Origin of the sequence: Streptomyces sp. ACA25 (assembly GCF_028200735.1) — a bacterium.
Taxonomy (GTDB): Bacteria; Actinomycetota; Actinomycetes; order Streptomycetales; family Streptomycetaceae; genus Streptomyces.
Genome location: NZ_JAQKPV010000010.1, coordinates 155537 through 173045, shown reverse-complemented (window position 1 = coordinate 173045; position 17509 = coordinate 155537). Strand labels below are relative to the sequence as shown.

Genomic DNA, 17509 nt, shown 5'->3' with positions numbered 1-17509 from the left:
TCTCCTTCCCGGGCGAGGGAGCGCTTCCACCGTACGCGCCCGGGACCCGAATGCGGGGGAGCACGGTCGGGAAGGTGGTGCGCCCGCGCTCTTCCGCCGCACCGTGACCTCCGGACGACCACCCGCGCCGGGTCCGGAACGGGGCGGGGGCCCTTCCGGCTGCCCTGCCACAGCGGACGGCGGCCACCCCCGCAGGGCCGGCCGCCGTCCGAAAAGCGTCAGGTCTACTTCTCCATCTCGGTGGCGAGGTTGGCCAGAATCGTGTCGTAGATACCGGCCAGCGCCCGAGGGGCGAAGATCCGCTCGAAGATGCCGCCGATACCGCCCGCGCCCTGCCACACAGTGCGGACAGTGACCCGGCTGCTGCCTTCCTCCTGGCCGGGCACGATTGTCCAGGTGGTCACCAGCGTCGAGTTGCGGTCGGTCTCCACCAGGGTGGTCTCGTCGGGCTCGGTGACATCCAGCAGGCATTCGCGCACCCGCTTGGATGTGGCCTGAAGCTTCAGGTGCACCACGGTGCCCTCGCCGTCGCCGCCCTCCCGTACCTCGTACGCGGTGAACTGCTCGGGAAGGATCTTGCGGTGGATGTCCTGGTAGTCGGCAAGGGCGTCGAACACGTCATCGGGCTTCGCCGCGATGTCCCGGTGCGTGGTGGCCTCGACCTGCGCCATGGCAATCCTCCTGCGCTTGTGCGGACTTGGGAGTCAGCCAATCACCCGGCCGCACGGCGGCCAAATCGGACTTGACAGGACCACACGGGAACATGTGTTCTATTTATAAGGACCATGCAAGGAGGCCCCATGCGCTGGAACAATCTGAGCGACGAAGACCGGGCCGCCGCCCCCGCTCTCTTCGGTTCCGATGTCGTCACCCGCACCATCGACACCCCTGAGTTCCACGGCATCACCTTCCACGAGGTGCGGGCCCGCTCCCTCCTCAACCGCGTCCCGGGCGCCTCCCGCATGCCGTTCGAATGGACGGTGAACCCTTACCGCGGCTGCAGTCACGCCTGCGTCTACTGCTTCGCCCGGAAGACCCACAGCTACCTCGACCTCGACACCGGCGCCGGCTTCGACTCCCAGATCGTCGTCAAGGTCAACGCCCCCGGGCTGCTCCGCACCGAACTGGCATCCCGGCGCTGGCAGGGTGACCACATCGCGATGGGCACCAATGTCGACTGCTACCAGCGGGCCGAGGGCCGCTACCGTCTGATGCCCGGCATCCTCAGCGCGCTGCGGGACCACGCCAATCCGTTCTCCGTCCTCACCAAGGGCACCCTGATCCTGCGCGACCTGGACCTGCTGCGCGAGGCCGCCCGGCGCACCGAGGTCGGGGTGTCCGTCTCCGTCGGATTCACCGACCGGGAGCTCTGGCGCACGGTGGAGCCGGGCACGCCGGCTCCCGAACGCCGGCTGGACGTGGTGCGCACCCTCACCCGGCAGGGCATTCCGTGCGGGGTGCTCATGGCTCCGGTGATCCCCTTTCTCGGCGACTCCCCCGGTGAGCTGCGCACCACGGTCCGCGCCATCGCCGCGGCCGGGGCGACCTCCGTCACCCCGCTCGCCCTGCACCTGCGGCCCGGCGCCCGCGAGTGGTACCTGCGGTGGCTGGCCGAGCACCACCCCCACCTGGTGCGCCCCTACGAAGGGCTGTACGCGGACGGCCCCTACGCTCCGAAGTGGTACCAGCGCCGGATCACCGGCCAGATCCACGAGCTGGCCACCGAGTACGGCATCGGCCCCTCCCGCCCCGGCGCCGCCCGCGCCCTGCCGGTCCCGCCCTCCGGCCCGGCGCCCCCGGACCCGGAAGCCACCCAGCTCACCCTCCTGTGACGCTCCGGCCCCCGACCGGGCCGGCCCGGGGAGCGGACCGGATCACGACAGCCGCCGCAGGACGCGGCCGAGCGTCGCCACCCCCTCGGTGATGGCCGCCGGAGGGCTCGCCGCGTACCCGAGCACCAGACCCGGCCCGCGCGGACGCACACTGTGCCAGGACAGCGGATGCACCTTCACTCCGCGGGTGAGCGCCTCGGCCGCAAGGCCGGTGTCGGAGAAACCTTCCTCAAAGGTGATCATCAAATGGAGGCCCGCCGCAGCCCCGTGGACCCGCACGCCCGGGAGGTGCTTCGCGAGCGCCTCGGTCATCACATCGCGGCGACGGCGGTGCCGCCGGCGGAGGAGACGGAGCCTGCGCTCCAGCTCACCCGACTCCATCAGCCGGGCCAGCACCAACTGCGGCAGCACGGGGTTGCCCAGGTCGGCGTACCGCTTGGCGGCCACCATGGCGTCCCGGTACTCCGGCGGTGCCAGGACCCATCCCACCCGCAGAGCCGGGGCGAGGAGCTTCGAGACACTCCCCGCGTAACAGACCCGCTCGGGGTGCATCGACCGCAGGGCGGGCACCGGCGGGCGGTCGTAGCGGTGCTCGGCGTCGTAGTCGTCCTCAATGATCAGGCCGCCCTCCTCGGCCCACCGCATCAGGGCTCGGCGCCTTCCGCCGCCGAGCACCACTCCGGTCGGAAACTGGTGCGCCGGGGTCAGCAGGACCGCCGCCGCACCCGTGGCGCGCAGTGCGTCGACCCGGATGCCCTGCGAGTCGACCGGGACAGCGGGAGTCTCCATCTGCCAGTGGTTCAGGTGCTGTCGCACACCGAGTGATCCCGGGTCCTCGAGCGCCACCTCGTCGATCCCGTGGGGGCGGAGCGTCTGGGCGAGCAGGCCGAGTGCCTGGGCGACCCCCGCCACGACGAGCACCTCGTCCGGGTGGGCCCGGATCCCGCGGTTGCGGGCCAGCCAGTTCACCACCGCCTCGCGCAGCGCCCGCGTCCCCCGCGGGTCCCCGTAACCGAGGTCGGCGTGCGTGAGCTCATGGAGCACCGCCCGTTCCGCGCGCAGCCAGGCGGCCCGTGGAAACGCGGCCAGGTCGGGCAGCCCGGGCGAGAAGTCGATCCGGGCCGGCACCGCCCGCAGCGCGTCGAAGACGTCAACGCCGGGTGCCGTGGAGAACGGAGCGGCCGGTGGCGCACCGGGTCCGGACCGGTCCGGCAGCGGCGCCGCCACCACGGGCGCGGCCACCACGATGGTTCCGGCCCGGCCCCGCCCGGCTGCGTGCCCGTCCTCGATCAAGCGCTGGTAGGCCTCGGTGACCACCCCCCGGGACACCCGCAGGTCGGTCGCCAGTGACCTGGTCGCGGGCAGCCGGCTTCCGACGGGCAGCCGGCCGTCCGCCACGGCGAGCCGCAGCTGTCCGGTCAGCCAGTCGGCCAGACCGCCGGCCGGTGCTTCCTCGGTGTTCAGCTGCAGGAAATCCGATCCGTAGGTACTGGACCTACTGGAGAGCATCTCTTTGGACCTGTTCACCGGACCATTCTGCGCGCCAGAGTGAGGCCATGAAAAGCGAACCGAAGGTTTTTTCAGCACCACGGCCGCCCCGGACGAACGGGGGTGCCCCGTGACCACGGCCGGGTACGTCCACGGCTACTCCCCCGACGAGGCCCACCGGCTGCGTGAGCAGGCCGACACGCTGGCCGGACTGCTCCACGACGGCACGGCCTACCCGGCCGGCAGCCGCGTGCTGGAGGTCGGCTGCGGGGTCGGCGCGCAGACGGTGCATCTGCTCACCCACAGCCCGGGGGCGGAGCTGGTGGCGGCCGACATCTCCGCCGCCTCCCTTGCGCTGGCTCAGGCCCGGGTACGGGAGCAGTGCCCCGGGGCACGGGTCGAATGGTGCCGCGCGGACCTCTTCGATCTGCCCTTCCCCGACGCCTCGTTCGACCACGTGTTTGTCTGCTTCGTGCTGGAACACCTGCGGGACCCGCTCCGTGCGGTGACCTGCCTCCGCCGCCTGCTGCGGCCGGGCGGTACCCTCACCGTGATCGAAGGGGACCACGGGACGGCGGTCTTCCACCCCGGAAGCGCTCCCGCACGAGCGGTGATCGACCACCTGGTCCGGTTGCAGTCCGCCGCGGGCGGCAACGCGCTGATCGGCCGGCAACTGCAGCCGCTGCTGACCGGCGCCGGCTTCCGGGAGGTCGTGGTCCGGCCGCGGACCATCTGTGCCGACGGCTCCCGGCCCGCCATGAGGGAGGGCTTCACCCGCGACACCTTCGTCGCCATGGTGGAATCCGTCCGGGAGAAGGCGCTGGCCGACGGCCTGACGACGGCGGCCGACTGGGCGCGGGGAGTCGCCGACCTGCGCCGGACCATGGAGGACGGCGGCACTTTCCACTACACCTTCTTCAAGGCCCTCGCCGTGGGTCCGGCCGGGGTCCCGCGGGGGTCATGACCTGCCCCTGCTGCCGTATCCGCCCGCACCGCCCTGCCCCACCGCCGGGGCTGTGGGGCAGGGAACGTGGCGGGAGCCACAGGTCGCCCGGATCTGTGGCGGGAGCCACAGATCCGGGCGGGCGCCGGGGGTGGTCGGCGGACCCGGCGCCGAGTACTCTGCTCATCAGAGCGATACCACGCTCAGGCGGTTTGGTGACGCAGCCGTCAGGAGTACACAGTTCGGTCCGGCATTCGCCGCAGTACCGCGCGGGACCCCCGGGACAGGGTCCGCGGCGGGCCCGTAACACCTTCGCCGCGCCTGCGCGCGGTTCTCCTCCCACGTCACCTCTTGGAGTCCCGTGATGGACCGTCCCGTCTTCCCCGCTCTGCCCACAGTCGCCGTGATCGGCCTGGGCACCATGGGCACCGGTATCGCCGAAGTCCTTCTCCGTTCCGGCCGCGAAGTCATCGGCATCGACAACGACGCGGCCGCGGCCCGGCGCGCCGTCGCCGCCCTCGAGGCCGCCACCTCCCGTGCGGTGGACCGCCGGAAGCTGACCGCGCAGCAGCGGCAGGACGCACTGAGCCGTTTCCGCACCGCCACCGAACTGCAGGCGGCCGCGGGGGCCGACCTGGTCATCGAGGTGGTGCCCGAGGACTACGCGCTCAAGCTCGAGGTCCTGACCGCGCTCGACGGCATCGTCAAGCCGGACACCGTGGTCGCCACCGGTACCAACGCGCTGCCGGTGACCAAGCTCGCCGCGGAGACCGCCCACCCCCAGCGGGTGGTGGGCCTGCACTTCTTCCACCCGGTGCCGGTGATGAGGCTGGTCGAGGTCGTGTCCTCGGTGCTGACCTCTCCGGACGTCGTCACCGCCGTCACCGGCCTGGCCCGGGACCTCGGCAAGGAGCCGCTGAGCATCGGGGACCGGCCGGGTTTCGTGGCCGACGGGCTGCTGTTCGGCTACCTGAACCAGGCCGCTGCCATGTACGAGGCGCGGTACGCCACCAGGGAGGACATCGACGCCGCGATGCGGCTGGGCTGCGGTCTGCCGATGGGCCCGCTGGCGCTGCTCGACCTGATCGGCATCGACACTGCCCGGACCGTGCTGGACGCCATGTACGAGCGCTCCCAGGACCGCCTGCACGCCCCGGCCCCGATCCTCAAGCAGCTCAGCGAGGCGGGCATGACCGGCCGCAAGGCGGGCCGCGGCTTCTACACCTACGCCGGCACCACCGCTGCGGAGGACGCGACCGTCGTTCCGGACGAGCTCACCCCGGCCGCCGGCGAGGGCCGGGCCGAGCCCCGCCCGGTCTCCTCCGTCGGTGTCGCGGGCTCCGGCACCATGGCCTCCGGCATCGCCGAGGTGTTCGCGAAGGCCGGCCATTCCGTGATCCTTGCCGCCCGGAGCGAGGAGAAAGCCCGGACCGCCCGCGACCGGGTCGCCAAGTCGCTGAAGCGCTCCGTCGACCGCGGCCGGATGTCCGCGGAGGACCGGGACGCCACGCTGGCCAGGATCGTCCCGGCCGGCACCCTCGACTCCTTCGCCGAGGTGGACCTGGCGGTCGAGGCGGTGGCCGAGGACCTGGCGGTCAAGCAGGAGCTGTTCGCCAAGCTGGACTCGGTCTGCAAGCCCGGTGCGGTGCTGGCGACCACGACCTCCTCGCTGCCGGTGATCGCCTGCGCCAAGGCCACCTCCCGCCCGCAGGACGTCATCGGAATGCACTTCTTCAACCCGGCCCCGGCCATGAAGCTGGTCGAGGTCGTGCGCACCGTCCTCACCGGCGAGGAGGCGCACGCCACCGTCCACGCCGTCTGCGCCGCCATCCGCAAGCATCCGGTGGACTGCGGTGACCGGGCGGGTTTCATCGTCAATGCGCTGCTGTTCCCCTACCTCAACAATGCGGTCAAGATGGTGCAGGAGCACTACGCGACGCCGGACGACATCGACACCGCGATGAAGCTCGGCGGTGGCTACCCGATGGGGCCGTTCGAGCTCCTGGACGTCGTGGGGCTGGACGTCTCGCTGGCCATCGAGGACGTGCTGCACCGCGAGTTCCGCGACCCCTCGCTGGCTCCGGCGCCCCTGCTGCGGCAACTGGTCGAGGCAGGCTGCCTGGGCCGCAAGACCGGGCGGGGCTTCCGTGAGTACAACCGCGCATGAGGGCGGGTGAATACAGTACGTTCACCTCATGGCCCAGCCCGTGAAGTCCGCCCGTCCGCAGCCCTCCTCCCAGCGGCTGAAGGTCCGCCGCGAGCTGGCGACGGCCGCGCTGGAACTGTTCGCCACCAAGGGGTACGCGGCGACCACGGTGGACGAGATCGCCGCCGCGGCGGGGGTGGCCCGGCGCACCTTCTTCCGGCACTTCCGCTCGAAGGAGGAGGCGATCTTCCCGGACCACGACGACACCCTGGTGCGGGCCAAGGCCGTGCTCGACGCCGCGCCGCCGCACGAGAACCCGATCGACACGGTGTGCCACGGCATCAAGGAGGTCATGCGCATGTACGCGGCCTCCCCGGCCGTGTCCGTGGAGCGCTACCAGCTCACCCGGGAGGTCCCCGCGCTCCGGGAGCGGGAGATCGCCTCGGTGGCGCGCTACGAGCGGCTGTTCACCCGCTACCTGCTGGGCCATTTCGACGAGACGGCCCCGGAGGACAGCAACGGGAACATCGACGAGCCGCTGCTCGCCGAGGTGGCCGCGTCGGCGGTGGTGACCGCGCACAACCACGTGCTGCGGCGATGGCTGCGGCGTGGCGGGCAGGGTGATGTGGAGGCCGAACTGGACCGCGCCTTCGCCATCGTCCGGCGCACCTTCGGCTCGCTCCCGCAGATCGGCGGGAAGGCGCCTGCTGCGGTGGCCTCCGCCGGCAACGAGGTGCTGGTGACGGTGTCGCGCACCGACGCGCCGCTCCCCGAAGTCATGCGCACGATCGAACAGGCGCTCGGCAGGCGCTGACGCCCGGCCACGGCCGCGGACCACGGCCGCGGAGACCTCCCGAGGGGGTCTCCGCGGCCGATCGCGTATACCCGGCCGCACCCAGCCGCCGGACCCCCGTGTCGCTCATGCGTGGCCCCCTGATGTCAGGTGAGCGAAATTGTTGGCACTGAGTGTCTTGCCACCTGGCACGCCGTGCCATAGCGTGTTGAGTGTCCGGGCACTGTCCCACCGAACCACCGGGTGCCTCGGATGCCTGCGTCACAGGCCCGCGCCACCGCGCACCAGCCGGAACCGCCGCCGGACCGACGGCACAGCAGCAAGTGGAACAACCTGTCGTCCCCATATGCGTCCCGACGGACGCGCTCTTCCGGAGGCACCATCGTGAAGGACATCCTGGACGCCATCACCGCGTCGGACACCACGGCGGAGGACTTCGCCGCCCTGCCCGTGCCCGAGTCCTACCGCGCCATCACCGTGCACAAGGACGAGGCCGAGATGTTCGCGGGGGTTCCCAGCCGCGACAAGGACCCGCGCAAGTCCCTGCACCTGGACGAGGTCCCGGTGCCCCGGCTCGGCCCCGGTGAGGCACTGGTCGCCGTCATGGCCAGCTCGGTGAACTACAACTCCGTGTGGACCTCGATCTTCGAGCCCGTGTCCACCTTCAGTTTTCTCGAGCGCTACGGCAGGCTCTCCCCGCTGACCAAGCGGCACGACCTTCCCTACCACGTCATCGGGTCCGACCTGTCCGGCGTGGTGCTGCGCACCGGGGAGGGCGTCAACGCCTGGCAGCCCGGCGACGAGGTCGTCGCGCACTGCCTTTCCGTGGAGCTGGAGTCTGCCGACGGGCACAACGACACGATGCTCGACCCGGAACAGCGGATCTGGGGCTTCGAGACCAACTTCGGCGGCCTCGCCGAGATCGCCCTGGTCAAGACCAACCAGCTCATGCCCAAGCCCCGGCACCTGTCCTGGGAGGAGGCCGCGGCGCCCGGCCTGGTGAACTCCACCGCCTACCGGCAGCTCGTCTCGCGCAACGGCGCCGGCATGAAGCAGGGCGACAACGTGCTGATCTGGGGGGCCAGCGGCGGCCTCGGCTCCTACGCCACCCAGTTCGCGCTCGCCGGCGGGGCCAACCCGATCTGCGTGGTCTCCAGCGACAAGAAGGCCGAGATCTGTCGCCGCATGGGGGCGGAGGCGATCATCGACCGCAACGCGGAGGGGTACCGGTTCTGGAAGGACGAGCACACCCAGGACCCCCGCGAGTGGAAGCGGTTCGGCAAGAAGATCCGGGAGCTGACCGGCGGCGAGGACGTGGACATCGTCTTCGAGCACCCCGGCCAGGAGACCTTCGGCGCCAGCGTCTACGTCACCCGCAAGGGCGGCACCATCGTCACCTGCGCGTCGACCTCCGGCTACATGCACAGCTACGACAACCGGTACCTGTGGATGAGCCTGAAGAAGATCGTCGGCTCGCACTTCGCGAACTACCGCGAGGCGTGGGAGGCCAACCGGCTGATCGCCAAGGGCAAGATCCACCCGACCCTGTCGAAGACCTACTCCCTGGAGGAGACCGGGCAGGCGGCCTTCGACGTGCACCGCAACCTGCACCAGGGGAAGGTGGGCGTGCTCGCCCTTGCTCCGCAGGAGGGAATGGGTGTGCGCGACCCCGGGATGCGCGAGCAGCACTTGGACGCCATCAACCGCTTCCGGAACGTCTGAGGCCCCTCATGACCCATCGCCAGAAGGACCGTCCGTGGCTGATGCGGACCTACGCCGGGCACTCCAGCGCCGAAGCGTCCAACGAGCTCTACCGGCGCAACCTCTCCAAGGGCCAGACCGGCCTGTCGGTCGCGTTCGACCTGCCGACCCAGACGGGCTACGACCCCGACCACATCCTCGCCCGCGGGGAGGTGGGGCGGGTCGGGGTTCCGGTGGCGCATCTCGGTGACATGGAACGGCTGCTGAGGGACATTCCGCTGGAGCGGATGAACACCTCGATGACCATCAACGCCACCGCCATGTGGCTGCTCGCGCTGTACCAGGTGGTCGCCGAGGAACAGGGCGCCGACCCCGCCGGGCTCCAGGGCACGACGCAGAACGACATCGTCAAGGAGTACCTGTCCCGGGGAACGCACGTCTTCCCGCCCGGCCCGTCCCTCCGGCTCACCACGGACATGATCGCCTACACGGTGAACCACATGCCCAAGTGGAACCCGATCAACATCTGCAGCTACCACCTGCAGGAGGCGGGGGCCACCCCGGTACAGGAGATCGCCTACGCGATGGCCACCGCGGTCGCCGTGCTGGACGCCGTCCGGGACTCCGGTCAGGTGCCCCAGGAGCGGATGGGCGACGTCGTCGCCCGCATCTCCTTCTTCGTCAACGCCGGCGTCCGCTTCGTCGAGGAAATGTGCAAGATGCGGGCCTTCACCCGCCTCTGGGACCAGGTCACCCGCGAGCGCTACGGCATCGAGAACCCCAAGCAGCGGCGTTTCCGGTACGGCGTGCAGGTCAACTCGCTCGGTCTCACCGAGGCGCAGCCGGAGAACAACATCCAGCGGATCGTGCTGGAGATGCTGGCCGTCACCCTCTCCAAGGACGCCCGGGCCCGCGCGGTGCAGCTCCCCGCCTGGAACGAGGCGCTGGGCCTGCCCCGGCCGTTCGACCAGCAGTGGTCCCTGCGCATCCAGCAAGTCCTCGCGCTGGAGAGCGACCTGCTGGAGTACGAGGACATCTTCGCCGGCAGCCATGTCATCGATACCAAGGTCGCCTCCCTCGTCGAGGAGTCCCTGACCGAGATGGCACGGATCGAGGAGATGGGCGGCGCCATGGCCGCCGTCGAGTCCGGCTACCTGAAGTCGCAACTGGTCGCCGCGCACGCAGAGCGACGGGCCGCGATCGAGTCCGGCCGGGAGAAGATCGTCGGGGTCAACTGCTACGAGACCACCGAACCCAGCCCGCTCACCGCCGACCTCGACACCGCCATCATGACGGTGGATCCCGAGAACGAGGCCCGGGTCGTGCAGGCCCTGGGCCAGTGGCGGGACGAACGGGACGACGCCCGCGTGCACCGGGCGCTGGGCGAACTCAAGCGGACCGCTGCGGGCACCGGCAACCTCATGCCGGCCACCCTGGAGTGCGCACGTGCCGGGGTCACCACCGGCGAGTGGTCCTGGGCGCTCCGCGAGGTGTTCGGCGAGTTCCGTGCCCCCACCGGGGTGAGCAGCGCGCCGGTCGCCGTCAGCGCCGAGGAGGGGTCCCCACTCGCCGTGGTCCACCGCAAGGTCGCCGCCACCGCCGAGGAGCTCGGCTGCGGGAAGCTCCGACTGCTCGTCGGCAAGCCGGGACTGGACGGGCACAGCAACGGCGCCGAGCAGATCGCCGTCCGGGCCCGGGACGCCGGCTTCGAGGTGATCTACCAGGGCATCCGGCTCACCCCGGAGCAGATCGTCGCGGCGGCCGTCGCCGAGGACGTGCATTGCGTGGGGCTGTCCATCCTCTCCGGTTCGCACGCAGCACTGGTCCCCGACGTCCTGGACCGGCTGCGCGCGGCCGGGGCGGGCGACATGACCGTCATCGTCGGCGGCATCATCCCCGCCGCCGACGCCGAGGCGTTGCGCGCCGCGGGTGTGGCGGCCGTGTTCACGCCCAAGGACTTCGGAATCACCGGGATCATCAGCCGTATCGTCGACGAGATCCGTCTCGCGAACAAGCTCGACCCTCTGGAGGTTTCCCCATGACCGCCCTTCCCACCGGGGCCCCCGCCGGTACCGACCGGCTGCGTCCGCGCCGTTCCTGTCTCGCGGTGCCCGGCAGCAACCCCCGCTTCCTGGAGAAGGCCCAGGGACTGCCCGCGGACCAGGTGTTCCTCGATCTGGAGGACGCCTGCGCCCCGCTGGCCAAGGAGGGCGCACGGCACACCATCGTCGACGCGCTGAACAAGGGCGACTGGACCGGCAAGACCCGGGTCGTGCGGGTGAACGACTGGACCACCCACTGGACCTACCGCGACGTGGTCACCGTGGTGGAGGGCGCCGGCCCCAACCTCGACTGCCTCATGCTGCCGAAGGTGCAGGATGCCCAGCAGGTCGTCGCGCTGGACCTGCTGCTCACCCAGATCGAGAAGACCATGGGCTTCGAGGTGGGCCGGATCGGCATCGAGGCGCAGATCGAGAACGCCAAGGGCCTGGTCAACGTCGACGACATCGCGGCGGCCTCGCCGCGGCTGGAGACCATCATCTTCGGGCCGGCCGACTTCATGGCCTCCATCAACATGAAGTCGCTGGTGGTCGGCGAGCAGCCGCCGGGCTACCCCGCGGACGCCTACCACTACATCCTGATGCGGATCCTGATGGCGGCCCGGGCCAACGACCTGCAGGCCATCGACGGCCCCTACCTGCAGATCCGCGACGTGGACGGCTACCGCGAGGTGGCACGGCGGGCCGCCGCACTGGGTTTCGACGGCAAGTGGGTGCTGCACCCCGGCCAGGTGGACGCCTCGAACGAGATCTTCTCCCCCACCCAGGAGGACTACGACCACGCCGAGCTCATCCTGGACGCCTACGACTGGTTCACCTCTGCCGAGGGCGGTGCGAAGGGCTCCGCGATGATCGGCGACGAGATGATCGACGAGGCCAGCCGCAAGATGGCTCTGGTCATGGCGGGCAAGGGCCGGGCCGCCGGGCTGCGCCGGACCTCGAAGTTCGAGCCACCCACCAGCTGACCGGGCGCGGCGGCCGTCACCGGCCGCCGCTCGCGCCGCTCTCCCCCCATCCGCCCTCATCCCGGAGCCGCATCGTGCAATTCGGCCGCACTTTTGAAGAGTTCACCGTCGGAGATGTCTACCGGCACTGGCCCGGCAAGACGGTCACCGAGTACGACGACCATCTCTTCTGCCTTCTCACCATGAACCACCACCCGCTGCACATGGACGCGCACTACGCGGAGCAGACCACGGACTTCGGCAGGAACGTGGTGGTCGGCAACTACATCTACTCCCTCCTGCTGGGCATGTCCGTGCCGGACGTCTCCGGCAAGGCCATCGCGAACCTGGAGGTCGAGTCGCTGCGGCACGTGGCACCGACCTTCCACGGTGACACGGTCTACGGCGAGACGACCGTCCTGGACAAGACACCGTCCCGGTCGAAGAACGACCGCGGCATCGTCCACGTCGAGACCAAGGGCTACAAGCAGGACGGCACCCTGGTGTGCGTCTTCCGGCGCAAGGTGATGGTGCCGAACGCCACCTACATCGCAGAGCGTGGCGGTGAGCAGCCCGGCCGCCCGGAACTCCGCCAGAAGGAGAGTTGAGATGGGCCGTCTCGCACAGACCGAGGGACTGACGGATGTCCAGCAGGAGATCCTCAGCACCGTACGGAGTTTCGTCGACAAAGAGATCATCCCGGTCGCGACCGAGCTGGAGCACCGGGACGAGTACCCCAGCGAGATCGTCGCCGGGCTCAAGGATCTCGGCGTTTTCGGGCTGATGATCCCGGAGGAGTACGGCGGCCTCGGGGAGTCGCTGCTCACCTACGCCCTGTGTGTGGAGGAGATCGCGCGCGGCTGGATGAGCGTCTCGGGCATCATCAACACCCACTTCATCGTGGCGTACCTGCTCCAGCAGCACGGCACCCAGGAGCAGCGGGACCACTTCCTCCCCAAGATGGCCACCGGCGAGGTGCGCGGCGCCTTCTCCATGTCGGAGCCGGCGCTCGGCTCGGACGTCTCGGCCATCTCCTCCAAGGGCGTGCTCGACCCCGCCACCGGTGACTACCTGCTCACCGGCCAGAAGATGTGGCTGACCAACGGCGGCTCGTCCACGCTGGTCGCCGTCCTCTGCCGGACGGACGAGGGGCAGCCGGAGGGCACCGCGCCGCACAAGTCGATGACGACCTTCCTGATCGAGAAGGAGCCGGGCTTCGGCGAGGTCAGGCCGGGACTCACCATCCCGGGCAAGATCGAGAAGATGGGCTACAAGGGCGTCGACACCACTGAAATGATCATGGACGGCCTGCGGCTTCCGGCCGACCGGGTGCTCGGCGGGAAGACCGGCCGCGGCTTCTACCAGATGATGGACGGCGTCGAGGTGGGCCGGGTCAACGTCGCCGCCCGGGGCTGCGGGGTCGCCCAGCGGGCGTTCGAGCTCGGCATCGACTACGCCCAGCAGCGGGAGACCTTCGGCAAGCCGATCGCGCAGCACCAGGCGATCCAGTTCAAGCTGGCGGACATGGCCACCAAGGTCGAGGCCGCGCACGCCCTGATGGTGGGAGCCGCCCGCAAGAAGGACTCCGGCCAGCGCAACGACCTGGAGGCCGGGATGGCGAAATACCTGGCTTCGGAGTACTGCAAGGAGGTCGTCGAGGACTCCTTCCGGATCCACGGAGGATACGGTTTCTCGAAGGAGTACGAGATCGAGCGGCTCTACCGGGAGGCCCCGATGCTGCTGATCGGGGAGGGCACGGCGGAGATCCAGAAGATGATCATCGGTCGCCGGCTGCTCGAGGAGTACCGCAACCAGGGCTGACACCGCCGTCCGGGGGGTGTTCGATGACAGGCAGGTCACGGCTGGACCGGAGTTGTGTCCGGGAACGGCCTGCTGGCTTGCCGAGTTACCGCCCGCAACCGATAGCATTCCCGGTAGGCCGCACCGCTTCGCAAGGCGCGGCTTCCTCTGCTACGAAGGTCTTCCATGCCCCACCGCTCCTCTCCCGTACCCCGCGGCCGAGTCCGTCTCGCGCGCGGAGCGTCGCCATGGCTGCTTCCGACCGTGACCGCCGCCGCCGTCAGCCTCGCGAAGGCCCGCCGTTCCCCACGGTGGGCCGCCGCCGCCGTGCCCACGACCGCTCTCGCCGCGGGCATGCTGTGGTTCTTCCGTGATCCGGAGCGGGAGCTCGGCCAGGGCCGGGTGATCTCCCCGGCGGACGGCGTGGTGCAGAGCATCATGCCGTGGGAGGACGGGCGCACCCGGGTGGCCATCTTCATGAGTCCGCTCAACGTGCACGTCAACCGCGCACCGGTCGCGGGCACGGTGGCCTCGGTCGAGCACATCCCCGGCGGCTACGTGCCGGCGTTCAACAAGGAGAGCGAGCACAACGAGCGGGTGGTGTGGCGTTTCGACAGCGAGCTCGGCGACTTCGAGATGATCCAGATCGCCGGCGCGGTGGCCCGGCGGATCGTCCCTTACGTGCCGCAGGGCTGCAAGGTCGAGCAGGGTGAGCGGATCGGCCTGATCCGTTTCGGCTCCCGCGTGGACCTGTACCTTCCCCAGGGCATCGAACCGGATGTCCGGGTCGGTCAGGTCACCACCGCGGGGGTGACCCGCCTTGACCGTGATTGACCGCGACACCCGGACCCCCTGGGTCCGGGAGGTCGAGGAGGACGAGGACGAGATGCCGCTGTCCCTGCGGCTCTCGATAGCTGACGCCCTCACCCTGGGCAACGCCACCTGCGGATTCCTCGCGGTGTACTTCACCACCACCGGGGTCCTCATCCCGCATCTGACGGGCAGCGGGGACGTCGGGGTGGTCCGGAACAACGCCGCCACCGCCGTCCTGCTCATGCTCCTCGCCTCGGTCTTCGACCTGTGCGACGGGCTGGTGGCGCGCAAGCTCCGCAGCTCGCCCATGGGAGCGGAGCTGGACAACCTCTCGGACCTGATCAGCTTCGGGCTGGCACCCGCGTACTTCGTCCTCGTCTGGGGGATGGTCGTCGGCGACGTGCACGAACCGCTCTCCGCGCTGGCCGCCATCGTGGTTCTGCTGGCGGTGGTGCTGCGGCTTGCCCGGTTCTCGTGCGTGACGGTGCCCGACGGCATCTTCCAGGGCATGCCGAGCCCTTTCGGGGCACTCACCGTGGTCTCCATCGTGCTGCTCGAGCTGCCGTTCGTGCCCACCCTGCTGGCCATCCTGGGCGTCGCCTGGCTGATGGTGAGCCGGGTGGAGTACCCCAAGCCGCGGGGCATCCTCGCGGCCGCCATGCTCGGCTGGATCGTGCTCGGCATGGGAATGCTCACCGCCTGGGCGTTCGACGCCCCCGGCGGCGAGCTGATGCTCCAGACGGGCTGCTCCATGCAGGTCGTGCTCGGCGCGGTGATCCCGCTGTTCGCGACCGCACGCCGGGTGCACGCCTTCCGTGACCATCGCCGCGAGGCCCGCGCCACAGCCGCCCAGCTGTAACCGCGGACGCGCCCGCTCTGCCGCGTGCTCCGCATCGTGGTGGAGATCGACTCCCCCCGAACCCGGCCTCCGCGCAGAAGCTCACCTTTGCCCGCGACGCCGGGGCCTACCCGCTGTGGGTCCGCTTCGGAAAGGGCAGCATCGAGAAGATCGACGGCGTCATGGTCCTCGACATCTGCGACGCCGTACGAGGCGTGCGTGTGGCCGGCTCCTGAGCCGACGGCCCGCACCTACGGGCGGAGGTCATGCCTTCGTGAGGACGAAGAACAGGAAGCACAGGAACCTGCCCGACTCGTTCTGCGCGAAGATCTCGGGGAACCGTTCGCGGGCGCCGGGTCCCGGGGCCGGTTCGCTGATGACGTCGATCCGGAAGCCGGCCGCGGTGAACGCATCGATGATCGCGTGCAGCGGCCGGTCCCAGAAGGTCATCAGGTTCCTGGTGCCGCCGAGTTCCCACCACTGGGAGGTGGAGCGGGTCGCGAAGTAGTCGGTTCCGGGCGGTGCCGCCATATGGCTGACGAAGGGGTGGTGGACGGACCCGATGAGGCGACCGCCGGGCTTCAGCACGCGCCGCAGTTCGGCCAGGGCAGTCGTCCAGTCCTCCAGGTAGTGCAGGACCAGGGAGGCGACGACGTCGTCGAACCCCGCGTCGGCGAAGGGCAGCGGGCCGCCCAGTTCGGCGTGTTCCAGCACCACACCGTCGCCGAGCCGCCGCCGGGCCAGCGCCAGCATCCCGGCGCTGGAGTCGAAGCCGGCGACGACGGCGCCCCGCTCGCGCAGGGCCTCGGCCACGGGGCCGGCGCCGCAGCCGGCGTCGAGGATCCGGCGGCCCGCCACGTCACCGGCCAGGTCCACGATCGCGGGGCACGCATAGTAGGCGTTGAGGAGGCTGGTCTCGTTCTCGGCCGTGTACGCCTCGGCGAAGCTGTCGTAGTCGTTCGCCCTCTCCCCGGGCCCCGGGGGGGCCTCGACGGGACTGACCCAGGACACCATCCGCCTGTTCGCCGGTGCGTCCGCCTGTTCGGCGGGGCTCTCGGGAGCGGCGGTCCCGCCGGTCGTTCCGGGACGGTTCGGCATGGTTGACCTCGTTTGTTCGGGCCACGGTGGGCGTGGCGGGAGATCTGCGGGTCCCCGGGCGGTGAAGGGCACAGCGGCACTCTGGTCGAGTGATTGTGTTTTGTCAATCACTCATGCTCCGGCCCTTCAACAGGCTGTCCGCTCTTCGGTAGGCTGCCGGTCATGACCGAACGCCGGCTGGCGACCGACGCCGAGGCGAAGGCACTCGCCTCCGCCCTCCGCCTGCGCATCCTGCGCATCTGCGTGGGGGAGCCGCGCACGAACAAGGAGATCGCGGCGATCCTCGGCCGAGACCCGGCCAGCGTGCTGCACCACACCAGAACGCTGGTCCGCACCGGGTTCCTGGAGGCGCAGGAAGAACGGCGCGGCGCGCGCGGCGCACGAGAGATCCCGTATCTGGCGACGCGCAAGAGCTGGCACATCGAAGCGCCCGCGCTGGACCGGTCGATGCTCGACGCGTTCCTGGAGGAACTCGCCCTCGTCCCCGCGGTCGAGGCCGAGGCCGAGGGCATCAGGATGGCGCTGCGCCTGCCACCGCCGCAGATGGAGGAGTTCCGCACCCGGCTCAAGGATCTGCTGGACGAGTTCGCCGCCCGCCCGGACGACCCCGCCGCGCCCGCCTGGTCGCTCTTCCTGGTGGTGCACCCCGACCCGAACCGGCCCTGACGACGCCGTCCGGCAGATCCCCCCACCCAGGCCCAGCGCATGTAGCCGGCCACGTACGGGGCCAGCGACAGTACGTCGTCCGTGATGGCAGCCGGATGGTTGGCCAAGTCGTCGTTCGGATACAGCGCCGCCAGCGTGCGGGCGGCCAGGTCCACGGCTCGGGCACGGATCTCCTGATCCTCATGCACAGCCCAGACCTACCCAGATCGGGAAACAGTTCACCGCTTGGCGCCAACGGCTGTTCCGTTGTTCCCCGAGGCCGGGCGAGGTGCCGCGGGACCCCGTTCGCCGCCTGCGCGGAATCCTGTGCCGCCATGCCCATCCCGGCAGTGGCAGCGCACGCCGAAGGGGCCCGGGCAACTGTGCACAGTTGCCCGGGCCCCTCGG

Annotated in this window: 15 protein-coding genes; 12 read left to right on the top strand and 3 right to left on the bottom strand. The window is 70.4% G+C overall.

Features of this window, described 5'->3' with window-relative positions:
• Positions 1–224: 224 nt before the first annotated feature.
• Entirely contained in the window at positions 225–671 is a 447-nt protein-coding gene (locus PJ985_RS17010) for an SRPBCC family protein (RefSeq protein ID WP_271684641.1), read from the bottom strand.
• Between the two features lie 129 nt (positions 672–800).
• Here PJ985_RS17010 and PJ985_RS17005 point away from each other — a divergent pair, with 129 nt between their 5' ends.
• Positions 801–1832 carry an Rv2578c family radical SAM protein gene (locus PJ985_RS17005; RefSeq protein WP_271684640.1) on the top strand — a complete coding sequence of 344 codons (1032 nt, stop codon included), beginning with the start codon at positions 801–803 and terminating at the stop codon, positions 1830–1832.
• A gap of 42 nt (positions 1833–1874) precedes the next feature.
• Here the strand turns inward: PJ985_RS17005 and pdxR are convergent, their stop codons facing one another.
• Positions 1875–3341, bottom strand: a complete 1467-nt coding sequence (pdxR, locus tag PJ985_RS17000; RefSeq protein ID WP_271684669.1) for a MocR-like pyridoxine biosynthesis transcription factor PdxR — start codon at positions 3339–3341, stop codon at positions 1875–1877.
• Between the two features lie 109 nt (positions 3342–3450).
• Here pdxR and PJ985_RS16995 point away from each other — a divergent pair, with 109 nt between their 5' ends.
• From PJ985_RS16995 to PJ985_RS16950, 10 genes are all read left to right on the top strand, one after another.
• Positions 3451–4284, top strand: a complete 834-nt coding sequence (locus tag PJ985_RS16995) for a methyltransferase domain-containing protein (RefSeq protein WP_271684639.1) — start codon at positions 3451–3453, stop codon at positions 4282–4284.
• A 343-nt stretch (positions 4285–4627) separates the two neighbouring features.
• Positions 4628–6430, top strand: a complete 1803-nt coding sequence (locus PJ985_RS16990) for a 3-hydroxyacyl-CoA dehydrogenase family protein (RefSeq protein ID WP_271684638.1) — start codon at positions 4628–4630, stop codon at positions 6428–6430.
• Between the two features lie 28 nt (positions 6431–6458).
• A complete protein-coding gene (locus PJ985_RS16985) occupies positions 6459–7223 on the top strand; it encodes a TetR family transcriptional regulator (RefSeq protein WP_271684637.1) in 765 nt (254 codons plus the stop codon).
• A gap of 363 nt (positions 7224–7586) precedes the next feature.
• Complete coding sequence (gene ccrA, locus PJ985_RS16980; protein WP_271684636.1) at positions 7587–8924, top strand: crotonyl-CoA carboxylase/reductase; 1338 nt, start codon at positions 7587–7589, stop codon at positions 8922–8924.
• An 8-nt stretch (positions 8925–8932) separates the two neighbouring features.
• A complete protein-coding gene (locus tag PJ985_RS16975; RefSeq protein WP_271684635.1) occupies positions 8933–10945 on the top strand; it encodes a protein meaA in 2013 nt (670 codons plus the stop codon).
• A complete protein-coding gene (locus tag PJ985_RS16970) occupies positions 10942–11928 on the top strand; it encodes an HpcH/HpaI aldolase/citrate lyase family protein (protein ID WP_271684634.1) in 987 nt (328 codons plus the stop codon). The genes PJ985_RS16975 and PJ985_RS16970 overlap by 4 nt, the downstream gene beginning before the upstream one ends.
• 74 nt (positions 11929–12002) lie before the next feature.
• On the top strand, positions 12003–12515 hold the full coding sequence (locus tag PJ985_RS16965) for a MaoC family dehydratase (RefSeq protein WP_271684633.1): 513 nt from the start codon (positions 12003–12005) through the stop codon (positions 12513–12515).
• Position 12516: 1 nt separating this feature from the next.
• Positions 12517–13728 (top strand): acyl-CoA dehydrogenase family protein, encoded by a 1212-nt coding sequence (locus PJ985_RS16960; RefSeq protein ID WP_271684632.1) that lies wholly within the window; start codon positions 12517–12519, stop codon positions 13726–13728.
• Between the two features lie 165 nt (positions 13729–13893).
• Positions 13894–14541, top strand: coding sequence for a phosphatidylserine decarboxylase (locus PJ985_RS16955; RefSeq protein WP_271684631.1), 648 nt, complete (start codon positions 13894–13896; stop codon positions 14539–14541).
• Positions 14528–15379 carry a CDP-alcohol phosphatidyltransferase family protein gene (locus PJ985_RS16950; protein WP_271684630.1) on the top strand — a complete coding sequence of 284 codons (852 nt, stop codon included), beginning with the start codon at positions 14528–14530 and terminating at the stop codon, positions 15377–15379. The genes PJ985_RS16955 and PJ985_RS16950 overlap by 14 nt, the downstream gene beginning before the upstream one ends.
• 243 nt (positions 15380–15622) lie before the next feature.
• On the opposite strand, the gene PJ985_RS16945 is transcribed toward PJ985_RS16950, so the two are convergent.
• Entirely contained in the window at positions 15623–16372 is a 750-nt protein-coding gene (locus PJ985_RS16945) for a class I SAM-dependent methyltransferase (protein WP_271684668.1), read from the bottom strand.
• Between the two features lie 246 nt (positions 16373–16618).
• Between PJ985_RS16945 and PJ985_RS16940 the strand changes: the two genes are divergently transcribed.
• Positions 16619–17122 carry an ArsR/SmtB family transcription factor gene (locus PJ985_RS16940; protein WP_271684629.1) on the top strand — a complete coding sequence of 168 codons (504 nt, stop codon included), beginning with the start codon at positions 16619–16621 and terminating at the stop codon, positions 17120–17122.
• The last annotated feature ends 387 nt before the right edge of the window (positions 17123–17509 follow it).

Coding starts and splice junctions, on each gene's coding strand:
- PJ985_RS16985 (WP_271684637.1), top strand. CDS start 6,459: ATGGCCCAGCCCGTGAAGTCCGCCCGTCCGCAGCCCTCCTCCCAGCGG.
- pdxR (WP_271684669.1), bottom strand. CDS start 3,341: ATGCTCTCCAGTAGGTCCAGTACCTACGGATCGGATTTCCTGCAGCTG.
- PJ985_RS16940 (WP_271684629.1), top strand. CDS start 16,619: ATGACCGAACGCCGGCTGGCGACCGACGCCGAGGCGAAGGCACTCGCC.
- PJ985_RS16970 (WP_271684634.1), top strand. CDS start 10,942: ATGACCGCCCTTCCCACCGGGGCCCCCGCCGGTACCGACCGGCTGCGT.
- PJ985_RS16990 (WP_271684638.1), top strand. CDS start 4,628: ATGGACCGTCCCGTCTTCCCCGCTCTGCCCACAGTCGCCGTGATCGGC.
- PJ985_RS17010 (WP_271684641.1), bottom strand. CDS start 671: ATGGCGCAGGTCGAGGCCACCACGCACCGGGACATCGCGGCGAAGCCC.
- PJ985_RS16945 (WP_271684668.1), bottom strand. CDS start 16,372: ATGGTGTCCTGGGTCAGTCCCGTCGAGGCCCCCCCGGGGCCCGGGGAG.
- PJ985_RS16960 (WP_271684632.1), top strand. CDS start 12,517: ATGGGCCGTCTCGCACAGACCGAGGGACTGACGGATGTCCAGCAGGAG.
- PJ985_RS16955 (WP_271684631.1), top strand. CDS start 13,894: ATGCCCCACCGCTCCTCTCCCGTACCCCGCGGCCGAGTCCGTCTCGCG.
- PJ985_RS16975 (WP_271684635.1), top strand. CDS start 8,933: ATGACCCATCGCCAGAAGGACCGTCCGTGGCTGATGCGGACCTACGCC.
- PJ985_RS17005 (WP_271684640.1), top strand. CDS start 801: ATGCGCTGGAACAATCTGAGCGACGAAGACCGGGCCGCCGCCCCCGCT.